This window comes from Natronolimnohabitans innermongolicus JCM 12255, assembly GCF_000337215.1.
Classification (GTDB): domain Archaea; phylum Halobacteriota; class Halobacteria; order Halobacteriales; family Natrialbaceae; genus Natronolimnohabitans; species Natronolimnohabitans innermongolicus.
The window spans coordinates 16,685-34,016 of sequence record NZ_AOHZ01000090.1 but is presented as its reverse complement, the minus strand read 5'-3'; the positions used below and the strand labels follow the sequence as shown (position 1 = coordinate 34,016).

Here is a 17,332-nt window from a genome sequence, read left to right as displayed (position 1 = left end):
CGTACTGGTTGGATGCTCGGTGGAGCTGTAAACCTAAAATCTCCAACGCTCAGGATTCCTCCGTGTTCACGCGGAGGAGGATGTCAACGCCACAAATGCGTACAGGTTACCGCGTGGAGTCGTTGCGAGTCCCCGAGGGGTTCGCTACTGCTGCGTTGGTTCAGGCTCCTCGGGTTGAGTGTACGCTGTCGAAGGTGGTGTCCGACTCGAAGACAGCTCGTTGTCTCCGTCACCACTGCACAGCGGCATGCTACCGGCGACGGAGACACCGCTGCGAAGAGAGACCGTACTGGGTCGTAGCCCGCACGGTACCTATCACACTGTCAACGCAAGGCAGATCTATTTTCGATGTGACGATGTATTCCCTGTTGATGTCCGACGACGATCTCATCGACAGCGAGTTCGACCGCTCCCCGTCAGACGTTGCCGCCTCGCTGCGGGCGGTTGCCAATAGCCTCGAGGCCGGCGATCCGGTGTCAATCGCGATCGACGGCGAGAACGTAACTATCGAACCGCCGGTCGGCAACCTCGAGTACGAAGTCGAACTCGAGCGTGAAGCGAACGACGACGACGGCGACGAGATCGAACTGGAGCTTGAACTCGAGTGGATCGGCGACGTTCAGACCAGTGATTTCGATGCCGATACCGACGATGTCGGTGCTGGAACAGTGAACTAACTGCATCGAGAAACGCTACTCTTGCGGGTGATTCGATTCATCGTGCTATAGGCAGACGCATCACTTCGACTGCTCACGAGGAGACAGTGCGCACGTCAGCGGGAGAACTGAGCAGCCTCGACGAGACAACGATCCCTCTCGAGGGACGACCGCTCCTTACCGGCACCCACTGACCGCCTCAAACACTCGCCAGCATCGGCTCCCGAAATCAGCGCGAACAGTGCCTCGAACGGGTCTCGGGGACCACGAAACGAGGTCAGGACGATGTGTCAACACGGTCATCGAAGTGCACTGTTCGTTCCACATTGCCGGGTGGTGATGCGGCCTGAGCATGGAACTTATCAGCGTCGCCGGTCTCTACCGTGTATATGGGTAACCGGGCTGGAACCTCCGAAATGACGTGTTGGAACGATGCAGACGAGACCGAGGCTCTCCAGCACTATCGTACCCTTCTCAACGCGCTCGACGATGGAATCTATCGACTCGACACCGAGGGTCGCCTCGTCGCGGTCAACGACGATATCGTCGAGATGACCGGGTACGCGCGCGAAGACCTGCTCGGCGAGCACGTGTCCGTGCTCTTCGGCGGGGACAGTGTGAGGATCGAACGAGCCGTCGATCGCCTCCGGGCGAATTCCGACGACCCAAACGAGGTGCTCGATCTCACTCTGGAAACTACCGAAGGGGACCACCTTCGCTGTGAAGTGCGGGTAAGCGTGCTCGAGGTGGACGATACCGTACAGGGAACGATCGGAACCGTTCGCGACGTCAGCGAGTGCAAACGGCCGGAGGCGGAAACCACTGAAGCGACCTTTCGCCGGCTGTTCGAGAACGTTCCCGGCAACTACCTCATCGTACAGCCCGAGGACTACGAAATCGTGGCCGTGAGCGATGCCTATCTGGAGGCGACGATGACCGAACGGTCGGAGATGCTGGGGAAGACGTTGTTCGAAATCTTTCCGAACAACCCCGACGATCCGGCCGATGGCGTCGAAAATCTGCGCGAGTCGCTCGAGAGCGTAGCGGCGACCGGAGAGGCCGACGTCATGCCGGTGACCCACTATCCGATCCCCGATCGCGAGTCGGACGGCGACGAATTCGAGGAGCGCTGGTGGAGCCCGATCAACTCGCCGGTGTTCGACGGGGCGGGCGAAATCGACTACATCGTCCACAGCGTCGAGGACATCACCCCGGTCGTCGAGGAGCTTCGGGCGGACGGGGAGCGAGAGTTGCTTCAGGATCCCGACGCGGCGGATTCACAGCTCGCATCGGACATCGTGTTGCGCGGACAGGAGTTACTCCAGCAGGCAACGCAAGAAGCGTACGAACAGCTGCGCGAGAGCGAAGAGCGCTTTCGCGCGCTGGTTACCACCACGTCGGATGCGGTGTTCAGTACGAACGCGGACTGGAGCGAGCTACGGAGTTTAGAAGGGGCGGATTTCCTCGCGGATACTGACGAACGCGGTCCGTCGTGGATTGAAAAACACGTTCCGCCCGAAGACCGGCCGCGCGTTCGAGAAACCATCGACGACGCCGTTCGTACGAAACGTAGCTTCGAGTTGGAACACCGGGTCGTTCGTGAGGACGGGACGGTAGCCTGGATCGTCTCGCGTGCGACGCCGCTTCTGGATGAGGACGGCGAAATCACCCGCTGGCTGGGCGCGGCGAACGACGTGACCGAACGGGTCGAACGCGAGCGCTATCTCGAGGACGCAAAAGAGCGGCTGGAGGCGGCGACCGAAGCCGGCGCTGTCGGGACCTGGGAGTGGCACATTCCCGACGATCGGCTGGTTACGGGTACGTCGTTCGCCAAGAAGTTCGGGATCGATCCCGACGCGGCCGCGGAGGGCGTCTCGTTCGACCGCTTCGTCTCGGCGATTCACGGCGACGATCGCGAGCGGGTCGAACAACGGATCGAGGACGCCATCGAATCGGGAGAGCAGTACGAAGAAGAATACCGCGTGTGGAACGACGATGACGACCTCCGGTGGGTCGTTGCACGCGGTCACGTCGAGTACGACGACGACGGAGATCCGGTGACGTTCCGCGGTGCGCTGACCGATATCACCGAGCGCAAGCAGTTCGAGCGCCGGCTCGAAAAATCAAACGAGCGTCTCGAACAGTTCGCGTACGCCGCGTCACACGACCTCCAGGAACCGTTACGGATGGTCGCGAGCTACCTCCAGTTGCTCGAGCATCGCTATGCGGACGAACTCGACGAGGACGCCGAGGAGTTCATCGCATTCGCCGTCGACGGCGCCGACCGCATGCGCGAGATGATCGAGGGATTGCTCGAGTATTCACGGGTCGAAACGCGCGGCGATCCCTTCGAGCCGGTCGATCTGGACGCCGTGCTCGCGGACGTCCGCGCTGATCTCCAGCTAGCGATCGAGGAAAGCGACGCCGAGATCGAGTCCGAGTCACTGCCTCGCGTCGAGGGAGATCCAGAACAATTACGCCAGGTGTTCCAGAACCTGCTGTCGAACGCGATCGAGTACAGTGGCGACGATCCGCCCCGAGTGGACGTTTCAGCCGTTCGGGACGGCCCGGAGGCGATCGTCTCGGTCTCCGACGAGGGGATCGGTATCGACGCGGACGATAGAGAGCGCGTCTTCGAGGTGTTCCAGCGCCTGCACGCCACCGACGAGCACTCGGGAGCGGGAATCGGCCTCGCGCTCTGTAAACGCATCGTCGAGCGCCACAGCGTTCGAGCGAGCGAAGCGAGTTCGCACTCGGCAGGCTCGCGGAGTGAGTCCGTCGGCGGCGAGATCTGGGTCGACTCCGAACCTGGCGAGGGAGCGACGTTCTCGTTTACGCTGCCACTCGCAGATGCAGACGGTGTGTGAGCCGCTCGTCACCAACGAAGAGGCAGGACGTCCGTTCGACAACGTGCGCCGGACGGGTGTCGATCGTGTTCGGCCTCCGCCACGAATTCCGCGAGCCGCGACACCCGTCGGTCGCGTCCTCGCAACGAATCACGGCGGCGGCGCTATCGACGGACGTCGACTCGAGGCTCGGGGGGAATGAGATCGCTACTGCCACCGATAGATCCGATCGTGTTGACGTCATCAACGCACCGCGCTCGGTCGTCGATCTGGCGTTCGCCATCGGTACCACCGTCGGAAATTCTTCGCGCACTGCACTTCAGATATTGAAGTCATATCGGAGTTATTTAGACATATATAGATATAAATTATTTTGATACCCCCACATTGGTTAGACGGAAGTTTAAACAATTTCTCCAAACTGGTCTGTCATAGGACAATGAAGCAAAGCACTTCCGGGGAAAGCAAGGAATTTGCTGAAAAAGACGCGAGAGATAACTATCTCAAAAGAGTTCAAGAAACGTACGAGAAATACGAAGAGACAGGAGTAATTGAGTTCCCCGAATGGCTGTATGGAGCTCCGAAAGGCGATCTGTTCCGAGTTCCGGTCGAGGACTGTCCCGACTTCGGAGAAACGGCGATGGTGGAGTTTGACTCCGGTCGCACTGCGTTTCTCTCCATCGATATGCAACGGGACTTCTGTGGTGAAAACGGCTACGTCGACGCGATGGGATACGATCTTTCACGGACGCAGCGAGCCGTTCAACCGATCAGTAACGTCCTCGAGGCGGTTCGTCGAACCGATATCGATGTCGTTCATACCCGGGAGGGGCACAAACAGGATCTCTCGGATGCTCCTTTCAACAAACTACTTCGAAGCAAGATGGCCGGAGATGGAGACGGAATCGGGGAAACACCGGCTGGCGGGGTCGGACCGCTTCTGACACGCGAACACGAAAACTGGGACATTATCGATGAACTCGCTCCCGAGCCCGGTGAACCCGTCATCGATAAACCGACGAAAGGGGCGTTCGCGAACACGAACATCGGGCTGGTTCTCGAACGGCTCGGTACGACCCACCTCGTGATCGCCGGAATCACGACCGACGTTTGCGTCCATACCATCATGCGGGAAGCGAACGATCGTGGTTACTGGTGTCTCCTGTTGAAAGACGCTACGGGCGCGACGGACGACGGAAACCGCGAGGCCGCGATCAAGCAGATAAAGATGCAAGGCGGCGTCTTCGGCTGGGTATCGGACTCCGAGCGGTTTATCGAAGCCGTCGAATCGGGTGTCGCGTAGATGGAGGTAATGGAACTACTCGACGCTTACGAAGCCGGTGAGCGAACCCCCGAAGACCTCGTCCAAGACGCGTTCGATCGGATCGAAACGGACGATACGAACGCGTGGATCGCGACTCGTGATCGAGCCGACGTCCTGGCGGAGGTAGCCGAACTCGGCGATGTTGACCTCGCAGAGAACCCTCTCTACGGAATCCCCTTCGCCGTGAAAGATAATATCGATTATACGGGCCTCCCGACGACTGCCGGCTGTCCGGCCTACGCGTACGAACCGGCGGCTCATGCCACCGTTGTCGACCGGCTGATCGATGCCGGTGCGATTCTGATCGGCAAGACGAACATGGATCAGTTCGCCACGGGTCTCGTCGGGACGCGAAGCCCGTACGGAGAGTGTCGGAACGTACACAACGACGCGTACATCTCTGGCGGGTCTTCCAGCGGCTCTGCGGTGGCGGTGGCACGGGAGCATGTCGCGTTCGCGCTTGGCACAGACACTGCCGGTTCGGGACGCATCCCCGCGGCGTTCAACGGACTCGTCGGACTGAAACCGACGCGCGGGGTGCTCAGTACTCGTGGTGTCGTCCCGGCCTGTGCCGACCTGGACTGTGTGTCTATCTTCGCTTGGACGACCGACGACGCGCTTCGCGTCGAAGGCGTCGCCGCCGGGTTCGACTCCGATGATCCGTATTCACGTCGCTCGGCCGACGATCTCGAACCATCGAAGACCGAACTCTCCAGTATCACGATCGGCGTTCCAACCACAGACGAACTGGAGTTTTTCGGCGATGAGGAGGCTGCACAGCTGTTCGACGACACGATCGAGGAAGTGGAACTGCGGTTCGGGGAGCTAACGACGGTTGACTTCACGCCCTTCCGAAAAACTGCCGAACTGCTCTACGGTGGTCCGTGGGTCGCGGACCGATTATCGGCCGTCGGCGAGTTTATCGAGGCCCATCCTGACGAAGTGAATCCGACCGTCGCCGACATCATCCGCGGTGGAGACGCGTACTCCGCCGTCGATACCTTCGAAGCGTTCGACCAGCTCAAGACGCTTCGACGAGAAGCCGAGCAGGTCCTCGCTGGAATCGATGCGCTGGTTGTTCCGACGGCGGGAACCACTTACACGATCGACGCAGTTCAGTCGAACCCGGTCGAGCTGAACTCGAACCTCGGCTATTATACGAATTTCGTGAACCTCCTCGATCTCTCGGCCGTTGCAGTTCCAACTCGCTCGTTCGAGGACGGACCGTCGTTCGGCGTAACGGTCGTCGGGGAGGCGTTCGAAGACGCCCGAATCGCATCCATCGGCGCGGCGATTCGAAGTGAGACCGCCGGCTCGACCCGAGCGACGGCGGAACCGATACCGTCCTCATCGAACTAAGACGATCTATCAGTAGTTGGGAACCCGATTTTCCAGTCTGAGTATCGGAGGTATCGTCGATCCGACCACAATTTCGGTCGTTGTTCTTCTCGAAGGAGAAGATAGTAACAGTGAACTCGAGCGGACGAGTCGCCCCCCTCTCCACAGGGCGTCCGAAAGCGTCTCGGAAGTACGGCGGAACGGAAGTCACGATCTCCGAAGGACAGAAAAGCAGCGTTGAACCCGAAGGCGATCTGATTGGCGAAGGAGTGAACGCTGTCTCGACGATCAGCGACGATTTGAACGGCTAACTCGTTCGATGCGGACGTTATCCTCTCACCCAGCGAATTTAGCGCATTGGTCCGGTTTCTGGCGGCTGATCTCTCCACCATTTTACTCTCACTGTCACAACCGCACGACTGTTCGCTTGAGATCCCCGTTGGTACTGCACTAAAAAAGACCGCGACCGTCAGTCGTCTGCCGGTCCCGTCTCGGTGACGCTGTTGTGAGGCTCGAACGTCGAGCCCATCTGCGTTCTTCCGAGGACAGCCACGCCGACTTTCACGCTAACCGGATAGGCGACGAGACACAGGAGCAATCCGGCTAACCCCGGCAGCAGTTGCGGATAAGTGACGTAGGCGTAGTAGTTGACGCCGACGGCAACGGCGAACGAGGTGATCGCCGCCCAGTTGTAGTTTGCGACGCGGGTCTCGGCGTAGCCGAAGCCGCGGCGAAGCAGGAAGTAATCGGCGATGATGATGCCACCGATCGGCGGCACGAGGATGCTAATCAGATTGAGCCAGTTCTCGAGGTTGGAAATGACCTCCGTCGTCGCCGTGATCAGCGCCGCGAGGATCCCGATTACGCCGGCAATCCGCCACGAGATGATCGACGAGAGGTTCGTGTAACTCATCGTCGCGTTGTAGTGGCAGGCGTCACAGGTCGACCAGAGGCTCACAACGGCGACCGCCACGACGGGAATGGATCCGAGTAGCCCGATCATTCCGAAGTACGGATCCAGACTGTTGAGCGCAGCGGCGCTGAGCGCACCGAGAACCATCATACTCGTGTTGCAGATGAGGAAGGCGATTATCGTCGCGAGGACCGCTTGTTTCGAATCTTCGGCGAATCGCACGATATCTCCCGTTGCCGTCCCACTCACCGCGAAAGTCCCCCAAGTGAGACCGACGCCGACGAAGAACGGAATCGATTCACCGGGGGCCGGTTGACTGAGAATACTCGTTCCCGCGGGGATCACCTGTGCGAATAGAATGTATGCGGCGAACAACACCATGATCGGAATGACTAATTTCTCGACGACGTCCGACATCGCACCGACGCCGATCAGCGATGGCAGTCCGAAGAGTATCACGACTCCGACGACGAGGAGATACCAGCTCGGATCCCACGCGGCGCGAATAACGTCGGCCGCCAACCACGCTTGAAAGGCGTACCACCCGTTGACGAGGAGTCCGACAACAGCGATCGGTAGTAGTGCTCCCTTCTTCCCGAACGCCTCCTTCATTTGAAGCGGGAAGTTCAAGCCGCCGTCTACCGAGGCGACGGCGATCAGTGACGAATAGATCGCGAGGAAGACGTTTCCGATCACGATCGCGTACAACGCTTCGGGCATTCCGAGGCCGAAGTAGATCTGACTCCCGATAAACGCGATTGAAAACGCAATGGCGAATCCGATCCAGACGGTCGCTGGCTCCCAAACACCAAGTCGCTCGGAACCCGGCACGCGCCGCTCCGCCCATTCGTCTTGGTCTGGATCATGTTTGAAAAATTCGCGCAATTTGTGCGAAACCTTCCCTATTGCTCCATCATACTTCGTCATAATTGGTCGAGAGCACAGATATACTTAACAGTTGGTCAGTATATCCTAAGGAACCCTCCAGGAGTTGGCACAGTAAGGATAGCTATTAGGATCAAACGAATGTGGTCATTGTCTCCGTATAGATCACAGTGTGGCCGTGTTATTTGAAATGGGTTTACAATCGAGTACCGCGGATGTGTGAATCAGACAGATCAGTGTGTGATTCGTCTCGGCCGTCGCGATGGCTCCGAACCGTCGGGTGCGGCGCTGCGTTATGCGCTGTCCGTCACGAGTTCAACCAGCTGCGGCAACACGTCGGTCACGTCTTCGCGACGGATCACGTCGGCCGCACCGTCGACGGGCGTCGACTCGAGGTTGACGATCGCCACAGTAGCGCCGGAGGATGCCGCCTGTCGCGGGAGCGACGCTGCGGGCTGGACGACGAGCGAAGAGCCGATCGCGATGAATACGTCGCTCTCTCGGGCGAGCGTGCGGGCGCGCTGGATGACCGCACCGGGAAGTTGCTCGCCGAAGAGAACGACGTCGGGTTTGTAGACGCCACCGCAGTCGCAGGTCGGCGGGAGATCGCCGTTCGCCGCGCGCTCGAAGATCGGATCGCCGTCCCTGCGCGTCCCGCAGCCGGTACACCGGACGCGCTGAGAGTTGCCGTGGAGTTCGAGGATCGCCGGCTCCGGGTCGTCGGCGCCGACGACCGCGTCGACGGCGTCTCCGTGCAGTCCGTCCGTGTTTTGCGTGAGGATCGCCTCGAGGTGGTCGGTCCGTCCCAGTTCGGCCAGCGCCTCGTGGGCCGCGTTGGGTTCGTACGTCCCGTCGAACATCTCCCGCTGGAGGCCGACGCGATCGTCCCAGAACGCTTCGGGGTCGCGCTGGAACCGACCGTAGGTGAACTGGCCCTCGTCGAATTTCTCCCAGACGCCGTCGTCGCCGCGGAAGGTGGGGACGCCCGAGGGGGCGGAGATCCCCGCGCCGGTGAAGGCGACGACGGTCTCTGCACTGCGGATCTCGTCGGCGAATGACTCGAGATCGTCCATATCGGTGACTCGGGTCACAGATACAAATGATAATCGCAGGAAACCTGATCGACGCGGTCGGCGGATAATCGAACCATAGTGCTCGAGGCGACCACACTCGTCATCGAGACCCGTCGATCGTCTCAGACGGGTTACTGTCCGTCAGTTCCGGCGCACCCGCGACCCGGGCGGCGGTTGTGCCGGGACATCGGGACGGCAATCCGTCTCAGGAAGCGAGTGACTCGGTACCGCTGTACCGGGTGTCCCGACTGTCCCGCTTCGAACGATTGCGCTTAAGTTCCGGCGACCGGAATCGGGTGGTATGCAGGACAGAACCTATACTGCTGCGGCCGAGCCGGGCGACGACGCGACGGTCGCCGGCTGGGTCCACGAGATCCGCGACCTCGGCGGGATCGCCTTCCTGATTCTCCGGGACGCCACCGGGAAGATTCAGGTCAAGTTCGAGAAAGACGACATGGACGAGGACCTCGTCGAGACCGGTCTCGGCGTCTCTCGAGAGAGCGTCGTCAGCGTGACGGGCAGCGTCGAGGAAGAGCCCCGCGCGCCGACCGGCGTCGAGGTCACACCCGAGACGGTCGAGGTCATCTCCGAGGCCGAGCCCGAACTGCCCCTGGATCCGTCGGGGAAGGTCGACGCCGACCTCTCGACGCGACTGGACAACCGGACGCTCGACCTCCGCAAGGACGAGGTGCAGGCGATCTTCGAGATCCGCGCCGAAATCCTCCGGGCGGTCCGAGATCAGTTCCGCGAGTTCCGCTGTACCGAGATCAACACGCCGAAGATCGTCGCCACCGGCACCGAAGGCGGCACCGAGCTCTTCCCGATCACCTACTTCGGCGAGGAAGCGTTCATGAACCAGTCGCCGCAGCTGTTCAAGCAGCTGATCGCGGGCTCGAACGTCGAGCGCGTCTTCGAGATCGGTCCCATCTTCCGCGCCGAGGAGCACAATACGCCCCGGCACCTGAACGAGGCGACCTCGATCGACTTCGAGGGCGCGTTCTGTAACGCCGACGACGCCATGGACGTCGCCGAAGGCGTCGTCCGCGCCGCCTACGAGGCCGTCAACGAGAACTGTAGCGACGAACTCGAGGCGCTCGGCCTCGCCGAGGAGTTCGAGGTACCCGAGGGCGAGTTCCCGCGTCTCAGCTACGAGGAGGCCATCGAGCGCATCAACGCGACGGGCGAACTCGACGAACAGCTCGTCTGGGGCGACGACCTCCCGACCGAGGGTGAGAAGGCCCTGGGTGAGGACGTCGGCAGCCACTACTTCATCACCGACTGGCCGAGCGAGATCAAGCCGTTCTACATCAAGGACCACGACGACGACGAGCAGCTCTCGACCGGCTTCGACCTGATGCACCCGCGCATGGAGCTCGTCTCGGGTGGGCAGCGCGAGCACCGACACCAGGCCCTCATCGAGGGATTCGAACAGCAGGGACTCGATCCCGACCAGTTCGAGTACTACACGAAGATGTTCAAGTACGGCATGCCGCCCCACGCCGGCTTCGGACTCGGCGGCGAACGGCTGATCATGACGATCCTCGGACTGGACAACATCCGAGAGGCTGTGCTGTTCCCGCGAGATAGACAACGCCTGTCGCCGTAAGGCGACGGCGTAACTGTCGAGCGGGAGCTCGCGGGATCTACGATCCCGCGTTGTTCCCGCGAGATCGCTAACGCTCGAGCCCGTAGGGTGGAGTCTCTACGAGCAAACGAGACGAACGGCGTCGTCTCGAGAGCACCGTCGCTCGAGCCAACTTGTTCCGTTTGTTAGTGGCGGTCCTTTCGCCTCTCGCGGCGCTTCCGACTCTCGCAGTCAGAACCAGCCCCAGCCGTTGTCATCGTCGTCGTCGGTGTCGCCAGCGGCCGCGGCGGCGAGATCTGCACCGACGTCGGCGTCGCCCAGGAAGCCCAGATGGGTGCTGACGCTGCTGGTCACGTCGACGTCCGTGTAGTTCGCCGCGGTGTCGCTCGGGCAACCGGAGCCGTCGGTTCCCAGCGCGGCGCCGCCGATACCGCCGTAGGCTGCGCCGACGGTCGAGTCGTTCTCGGAGTGGTAGTTCCGGACCTCGTCGGCGTTGGCTGCGATACCGTCGTACCAGTTATCGTCGAGCAATCCGCCGCCGTCCTCGCAGACCATTTCGCCGTCGGCGGCGGCGCCGAGCGGGGCGACGGTTTCGACGGAATAGCCGTCGTCGATGTGGTTGATCGTCTCGAGGACGACGCGGCCGCCGAGGGAGTGACCGACGAGGCGGACGTCACCGCCGCCGTCGTCGTAGAACTCCTCGAGCATCTCGGCGAGTTCCTCGCCGACGTCTTCGGTCTCGCTCTCGGCGGCCGGGAAGTTGATTGTCGTCGCGTCCCACTCGATGCCGACGTACTCGTCGGCCTCGTAACCGGCGTCGGTCATCGAATCGGCGACGTCCGACGCCTGACTCGAGACGGTCGTGTCGCCGAACCAACCGTGGACGAAGATGAAAACCTCGTCGCCGACGGGAATCGACGGCGTCGAGCCGACGCCGAAGACGCTGTCACCGACTTCGAGTACGTCGATGTCCCAACTCGAGACGGCCGCTGCGGAACTCGAGGTCGCGGCCAGACCCGTCGCACCGACGATTGCCGCGCCAGTTCCTTTGAGCATCGTCCGTCGGTTCGCCGTGAGCGATTCGCCAGTCGGAGACCGTTCACCGGGGATGTCTTTCTCTGACATGCTACAGCAATCGAATCCGCTCTTTCAGTGTTAATTTTACTTGCTCTGATCTGAATATCTTTAGGTGGGGGCAATTAATATTGTTATTCTATATCGCCAGTGTGTCTAACACTGATAGTGTATGTTGGAGGTGTTTTACCCGCGATAGCAGCCAAAATGTCGATCTTGAACGATCGTATGGGATCGTTCTGGACGGTATGCGCTGGTGGCTGGTCGGTATCAGTCGACGGGATGCCTCGAGACCACTCGCGCATCGGGCTCGAGTGTCGACCACGGTGGGTAGCGAGAACGGAATTAAATTGCGACGGCGGATAGCGGTCCGCAGTCGGTCAATCAGTAGTCGACAGCTGTGCCGCGCAGCTAGAGCCAGCCCCACCAGCCGCTGTCGTCATCGTCACCGTCGTCGGCGTCGCCGTCGACGGCAGCAGCGAGGTCCGCACCGACGTCCGGATCTCCGAGGAAGGCCATGTGACTGCCCACGCTGCCGGTCACGTCGACGTCGGTGTAGCCGTCCGGATCGCAGTCGGCGCCCTCGTTACCCAGGGCGGTATCACCGAGGCCGCCGTAGGCTGCGCCGACGGTCGAGTCGTTTTCGGAGTGGTAGTTGCGAACCTCGCCGGCGTTGTCGATGCCGTCGATCCACGGGTCGCCACAGAGTTCCGATCCGTCCGCCGCCGCGCCGAGCGGTGCGACGGTGTCGATCTCGTAGCCCGAACTGAGTTTCGTCGCGGCCCAGAGGACGCAGCGTCCGCCGAGCGAGTGGCCGACGAGGCGGATGTTCCCGCCGCCGGCGTCGGAGAAGTCCTCGGCCAGTCCGGCGGCGACGTCGCCGACGTCTTCGGTGTCGCTCTCGGCGCCGAAGAAGTTGAGCGTCGTCGCGGGCCACTCGAGAGCGACGGCGGCGTCGGGATCGTAGCCGGCGTCTTCCATCGAACTGAGCACGTCGTCGGCCTGGCTCTCGACGGTCGTATCACCGAACCAGCCGTGGATGAAGACGAACAGTTCGTCTTCGACCGGAAGGTCGCCGTCGGCGCTCCAGCCGCTGAACCAGCCGCCCTCGTCGATCTCGATCGTTTCGATTTCGTGACCGAACGCCGCTGCCGATCCGGATGCTGCAGCCAGCCCCGAGCCCCCGACGATCGTCGCTCCGGTCGCTTTCAGCACGGAGCGACGGTTCAGTCGCGTCGATTCCCCCGTCAGTGTCTGTTGTGTGTCTTTCTCTGCCATGAGGCGATAACTTAATACACACAATCCGCGGTGACGTTATCTCCTCGAATGTGAGTCGTTTTATATACGTTAAATAACAACGGTTGCGGTTACGCTGGCTTTCGATACGATGGTTCTGAAACGACTATCGAATCTTACCGAGACAATCGTAATTGGCCTCGTCTCCGTTCTGTGGAAGAACCGGTCGCAGAACGTCTCGAATCGAGGTCGGCGACGAACTCGGTCTCGTCTTCCCGTCCCGAATGTGTACTGTTATATCGACCGAGTCGCAATGGCCCCCAATGCGCGAGGAGGCGACGGCGTTCGTACCGGGGCACATCACGGGCTTTTTCAGCGCCCACCCAGACGACGATCCGACGAAAGCGGGCTCTCGTGGCGCGGGGGTGACCCTCACCGACGGCGTCGAGGTAACCGTCGAACAGACCACAGCGGCCGAATCGACGATCGTTCTCGACGGTGAGGAACTGCCGATCGATCCCGTCGAAACCGTCCTCGAGACCCTGGAGGTCACCGCCCGCGTCGAAGCCACGTCGGACGTTCCGCTCGGCTCGGGCTTCGGCGTCTCCGGGGCGATGGCCCTCGGGACGGCGCTCGCGGCCAATCACGTCTTCGAACGGGCCCTTTCGCGAAACGAACTCGTCACGATCGCCCACGGCGCCGAGGTGCAGGCGGGCACCGGACTCGGCGACGTGGTCGCACAGGCCTCCGGCGGCGTCCCGATCCGCCTCGAGCCCGGGAGCCCGCAGGTGAACAGGATGGACGCGATTCCCGCGCGAGCGCGCGTCGAATACGTCACCTTCGGTGAACTGTCGACGGCGGACGTCCTCTCGGGCGAGACCGACCAGTTGACGGCCGCCGGAAAGCAGGCGCTGTCCCGGGTGGTCGAGGAACCGACGCTCCTCTCCTTTATGTACGCTTCGCGGCTGTTCGCTCGAGAGGCCGAACTGCTGACCGATCGGGTGGCCCGAACGATCGGCGACGTCACGGACGCGGACGGACAGGCGTCGATGGCCATGCTCGGCGAGACGGTGTTCGCGCTCGGGACGGGGCTCTCCGATGCGGGCTACGAGCCGTCGGTCTGTGCGACCCACCCCGCCGGCGCCATGTTGCGGTGAGCGCGTCGGTTAAGTACCGCTTCGTTCCATCACATTCTGGAGGGGTTTTTCGTCTCGAACTTCCGGCTTCGCTGCCGACCGAGTATCTCGTTTTTATTTCACCGCCTGGATCGAGAACGCTGTCTCGACGGTCGATTGGCTCGAGTGGGTACGAGACCTAACTCGCCGGTAAGAAGCGGTTCGGTACCATCTTGCCGGTACCGTACCCAGCTCGAGTTACCCGTACTCGAACGAGATCGATTAACAAAAATACATGTCAGATGCCAATTTAGTGGCCGGAGCTTTATTATGATGGGTTTCAGTTATCAGCTCAAGTTTACGAATGTCTTCAGCAAATGAAATTCACCGGAACCTGTTTCGGCTGTACGAACACTACGTCGGCGAACCCGACTCGAGTACGGACGTCTACGGCTACTGGGTGTTTATCATCGGCTACGTCCTCGGGGCGGCGGGAATCTTCGCGTTCGTCGTCGGCTACGCGGGGAGCGCGGACTCCTATACGCTGATCCGCGCGTCCGGGATAACGGCGGCGACGGGGCTCGCACTCTGTCTGTTCGGCATCGTGTTGATGCTCCCGGTGCGACGGATCGGGATCTACGCGAGCGCGCTCGGACTGGTGATCGCACTCGGCGGCGTCGTCTTTTTCGGCTGGGCGTATCCCTACAACTGGCGCGAACTCGGAACCGACTACAGCGTGCAGGTGATCTCCGTCTACGCATCCGGTATCGGTATCATCGCCGGCGTCACCGCCCTCGTGCCGATTCTGACCGGCCAGAAGGGGATGTTCGTCGAAGAGGAAGGCGCGACCGAGGACCCCGATATTCTCACCGGCGACGCGACCGACGGCGCCCAGTTCGCCGTCTTCCGCGACGACGACGGCGACTGGCGGTGGAACGTCCTCCACCTCGAGGCGCTCGCGACCAGCGACTCGAGTGCGCCGACCCGTCCCGACGCGACCGAGAGCATCGAACGCGTCCAGTCCCAGATCAGTTCGGCTGGGCTAATGGAGCTGACGACCTCCGCGTTCAGGCTCTACGAGGACCGCGACGGGACCTGGCAGTGGACGCTGGCCCGCGACGACGGCAGCGTCGTCGGCGCGAGCGCCGGCGAGTTCGACGAACGCGACGGCGCGGAAAACTCCGTCAGTTTCCTCAAAGACCGCGGACCCGACGCCGACGTCATCGAGATCGAGGGCGCCGCGTTCACCTACGAGGAGGAACGCGATCGGTGGTACTGGCAACTCGTCGACGACGAGCGGACGCCGCTGGCCTCGAGCGAGACCGGCTACCGAACCCAGGAGCGGGCCGAGGAGGCCGCCCAGACGTTCGCCGAACGGTTCGATCGCGCGCGCCTGCTCGACGTCGAACACGTCGGCGTCGAACTCCTCGAGCGCGCCGACGGCTGGAGCTGGCGGTTCGTCGACGACGGCGACGCGGTCGTCGCGACCGCGTCCGACGCCTACGACAGCCGGCGCGACGCCGAGGAGGCCGCCGAAGCGCTGCTTCCCGCACTCGAGTCGGCCTCGGTGACGGTCGCGGGCGAGCCGACCTACGAGCACTACCGGTCCGGTTCGCAGTGGCGCTGGCGGCTCGTCGACGAGGCGGAACACGTCGTCGCCACCAGCCCGACCGACGCGACGACCCAGCGCGACGTCGAGGCGAGCGCCGATCGGTTCGGCGACCGCGCCCGCCAGGCGAACGTCATCGAAATCGCGGACGCGGAGTACGAGATTTACCCGACCGAAGGCGACGGACCGACGCCCGAGGACGACGACCTCCCGACGACCGTCGACGAGGCGATGGCGGACGGCGGCACGACCGTCGAGTACACCGACGCGGACGGCCCCGACTGGCAGTGGCGACTCGTCACCGACGACCGCGACGTCGTCGCCGCGAGCACCGAGTCCCACCCCGACGCCGAGTCGGCGACCGCGGCGATCGAGCGCGTCCGCGAGCAGGCGAGCGAGGCCGACCTGATCGAGTTCGAGCACGCGGCGTTTCAGGTCTACGAGGCCGACGACAGCGAGTGGCGCTGGCGCCTGATCGACGAGGACGGCAACGTGCTCGCCGACAGCGGCGAGGAACACACCTCCAGGGGCGAGGCCGCCGAGGCGATGATGACGCTCAAAGAGCAGGCGCCCGACGCCGAGTTGCTCGAGATCGAGACCGCCGCGTTCGAACTCTTCGTCGACGAGGACGACGAGTGGGGCTGGCGGCTCATCGACGAGGCCGGCAAACTCGTCGCCGAGGACCCCGCGACGCACCCGACCCGCGGCGCCGCCCGACAGGCGATGAACCGCCTGCTCGAGCACCTCGATTCGGACGTTCGAACCATGGATCGCGCCGCGTTCCAGACCTACGCGGCCGAAGACTGGCAGTGGCGATTCGTCCTCCCGTCGGGCGAAATCGTCGCCGAATCGGGCAGCTCACACGCCACGCGCGACGAACTCGTCGAGCGTCTGGACGACGTTCGCGACGCGGCCGCGAGCGCCCGGAACCACACGATCGGCGACGTCGCCGTCCAGCTCTACGACAGCGGCGGCTGGCACTGGCGGCTGCTCGACCGCGACCGCGAGGAGATCGCCGACTCGACGGTCACGTACGACGATCGCGACCGGGCGATGGAGGGCGCACGGACCCTGCAGGATCACGTTGGCGACGCGCCGGTCTTCACGATCGAGGACGCCGTGATCCGACTCGACGGCGCGGACGGCTGGACGTGGGACCTCGTCGATCGCGACCGCGAGGTCGTCGCCAGTTCCGTCGGCGCCGCCGCGGCGAAATCCGCGGTCCTCGACGACGTCGAGACCGTCCGCCAGCTCGCGCCGATGGCCGGCCGCGTCGACTTCGACGTCGCCTCCTTCGAACTCGTCGCCGACGACGAGGATCGCTGGCGCTGGCGGCTCATCGACGAAGACGGCCGCACGATCGCCGCGGGAACGGAAACGCACGAGTCGACCGAGGCCGCCCGCGCGGCGCTCGAGGACGCCCGGGAGCTGATCGCCGACGCGAGCATCCTCGAGATCGACAGCGTTTCCTTCGAACTCCACACGGCCGACGACCGCGAGGGGTGGGTCTGGCGGCTGGTCGACGAGTACGGCTCGACGATGGCGGAGAGCACCCAGACCTACGAAAGCCGCACGGAGGCCCGTGAAGCAATGAACAACGTGAAAGCCCACGCTCCGGAGGGCTGGATCACGTTCACCGAGTAATCTGGGCCGCCGTCTGCACCGATCGCCGATCGCT

The 17,332-nt window shown here is 62.6% G+C and carries 11 protein-coding genes; 7 read left to right on the top strand and 4 right to left on the bottom strand.

All coding sequences use genetic code 11. The features are described 5' to 3' along the window. The first annotated feature begins 371 nt into the window (after nucleotides 1-371). From C493_RS23160 to atzF, 4 genes are all read left to right on the top strand, one after another. Nucleotides 372-677 (top strand): amphi-Trp domain-containing protein, encoded by a 306-nt coding sequence (locus tag C493_RS23160; protein ID WP_007261232.1) that lies wholly within the window; start codon nucleotides 372-374, stop codon nucleotides 675-677. Nucleotides 678-1,072: 395 nt separating this feature from the next. Beyond that, complete coding sequence (locus C493_RS19575) at nucleotides 1,073-3,523, top strand: PAS domain-containing sensor histidine kinase (RefSeq protein ID WP_007261231.1); 2,451 nt, start codon at nucleotides 1,073-1,075, stop codon at nucleotides 3,521-3,523. A gap of 352 nt (nucleotides 3,524-3,875) precedes the next feature. Continuing rightward, nucleotides 3,876-4,805, top strand: a complete 930-nt coding sequence (locus tag C493_RS19565; protein WP_206537601.1) for a cysteine hydrolase family protein — start codon at nucleotides 3,876-3,878, stop codon at nucleotides 4,803-4,805. 9 nt (nucleotides 4,806-4,814) lie between these two features. Beyond that, on the top strand, nucleotides 4,815-6,185 hold the full coding sequence (gene atzF, locus C493_RS19560; protein WP_161606920.1) for an allophanate hydrolase: 1,371 nt from the start codon (nucleotides 4,815-4,817) through the stop codon (nucleotides 6,183-6,185). A 448-nt stretch (nucleotides 6,186-6,633) separates the two neighbouring features. Here atzF and C493_RS19550 read toward each other — a convergent pair whose 3' ends face one another. Both C493_RS19550 and C493_RS19545 read right to left on the bottom strand, forming a co-directional pair. After that, entirely contained in the window at nucleotides 6,634-8,004 is a 1,371-nt protein-coding gene (locus C493_RS19550; RefSeq protein ID WP_083912460.1) for a cytosine permease, read from the bottom strand. A gap of 251 nt (nucleotides 8,005-8,255) precedes the next feature. After that, nucleotides 8,256-9,035, bottom strand: coding sequence for an SIR2 family NAD-dependent protein deacylase (locus C493_RS19545; protein WP_007261226.1), 780 nt, complete (start codon nucleotides 9,033-9,035; stop codon nucleotides 8,256-8,258). Between the two features lie 301 nt (nucleotides 9,036-9,336). On the opposite strand from C493_RS19545, the gene aspS reads away from it, so the two are divergent. After that, nucleotides 9,337-10,641 carry an aspartate--tRNA(Asn) ligase gene (gene aspS / locus C493_RS19540; RefSeq protein WP_007261225.1) on the top strand — a complete coding sequence of 435 codons (1,305 nt, stop codon included), beginning with the start codon at nucleotides 9,337-9,339 and terminating at the stop codon, nucleotides 10,639-10,641. A 210-nt stretch (nucleotides 10,642-10,851) separates the two neighbouring features. Here the strand turns inward: aspS and C493_RS19535 are convergent, their stop codons facing one another. Further along, the gene (locus tag C493_RS19535; RefSeq protein ID WP_007261224.1) at nucleotides 10,852-11,745 is read right to left on the bottom strand and encodes a lipase/acyltransferase domain-containing protein; all 894 of its coding nucleotides are present in this window, start codon (nucleotides 11,743-11,745) and stop codon (nucleotides 10,852-10,854) included. A 360-nt stretch (nucleotides 11,746-12,105) separates the two neighbouring features. Continuing rightward, the gene (locus C493_RS19530; protein WP_007261223.1) at nucleotides 12,106-12,972 is read right to left on the bottom strand and encodes an alpha/beta hydrolase family protein; all 867 of its coding nucleotides are present in this window, start codon (nucleotides 12,970-12,972) and stop codon (nucleotides 12,106-12,108) included. A 281-nt stretch (nucleotides 12,973-13,253) separates the two neighbouring features. Between C493_RS19530 and C493_RS19525 the strand changes: the two genes are divergently transcribed. Both C493_RS19525 and C493_RS19520 read left to right on the top strand, forming a co-directional pair. Beyond that, nucleotides 13,254-14,087, top strand: a complete 834-nt coding sequence (locus tag C493_RS19525) for a pantoate kinase (RefSeq protein ID WP_007261222.1) — start codon at nucleotides 13,254-13,256, stop codon at nucleotides 14,085-14,087. A gap of 322 nt (nucleotides 14,088-14,409) precedes the next feature. Beyond that, nucleotides 14,410-17,298, top strand: a complete 2,889-nt coding sequence (locus C493_RS19520; RefSeq protein WP_007261221.1) for a DUF1508 domain-containing protein — start codon at nucleotides 14,410-14,412, stop codon at nucleotides 17,296-17,298. Nucleotides 17,299-17,332 lie beyond the last annotated feature (34 nt).

What these genes read in the sequence shown, in the direction of transcription:
- C493_RS19575 (WP_007261231.1), top strand. Translation starts at nt 1,073, where the DNA reads ATGACGTGTTGGAACGATGCAGACGAGACCGAGGCTCTCCAGCACTAT.
- C493_RS23160 (WP_007261232.1), top strand. Translation starts at nt 372, where the DNA reads ATGTCCGACGACGATCTCATCGACAGCGAGTTCGACCGCTCCCCGTCA.
- C493_RS19535 (WP_007261224.1), bottom strand. Translation starts at nt 11,745, where the DNA reads ATGTCAGAGAAAGACATCCCCGGTGAACGGTCTCCGACTGGCGAATCG.
- C493_RS19525 (WP_007261222.1), top strand. Translation starts at nt 13,254, where the DNA reads ATGCGCGAGGAGGCGACGGCGTTCGTACCGGGGCACATCACGGGCTTT.
- aspS (WP_007261225.1), top strand. Translation starts at nt 9,337, where the DNA reads ATGCAGGACAGAACCTATACTGCTGCGGCCGAGCCGGGCGACGACGCG.
- C493_RS19545 (WP_007261226.1), bottom strand. Translation starts at nt 9,035, where the DNA reads ATGGACGATCTCGAGTCATTCGCCGACGAGATCCGCAGTGCAGAGACC.
- C493_RS19530 (WP_007261223.1), bottom strand. Translation starts at nt 12,972, where the DNA reads ATGGCAGAGAAAGACACACAACAGACACTGACGGGGGAATCGACGCGA.
- C493_RS19520 (WP_007261221.1), top strand. Translation starts at nt 14,410, where the DNA reads ATGTCTTCAGCAAATGAAATTCACCGGAACCTGTTTCGGCTGTACGAA.
- C493_RS19550 (WP_083912460.1), bottom strand. Translation starts at nt 8,004, where the DNA reads ATGACGAAGTATGATGGAGCAATAGGGAAGGTTTCGCACAAATTGCGC.
- atzF (WP_161606920.1), top strand. Translation starts at nt 4,815, where the DNA reads ATGGAACTACTCGACGCTTACGAAGCCGGTGAGCGAACCCCCGAAGAC.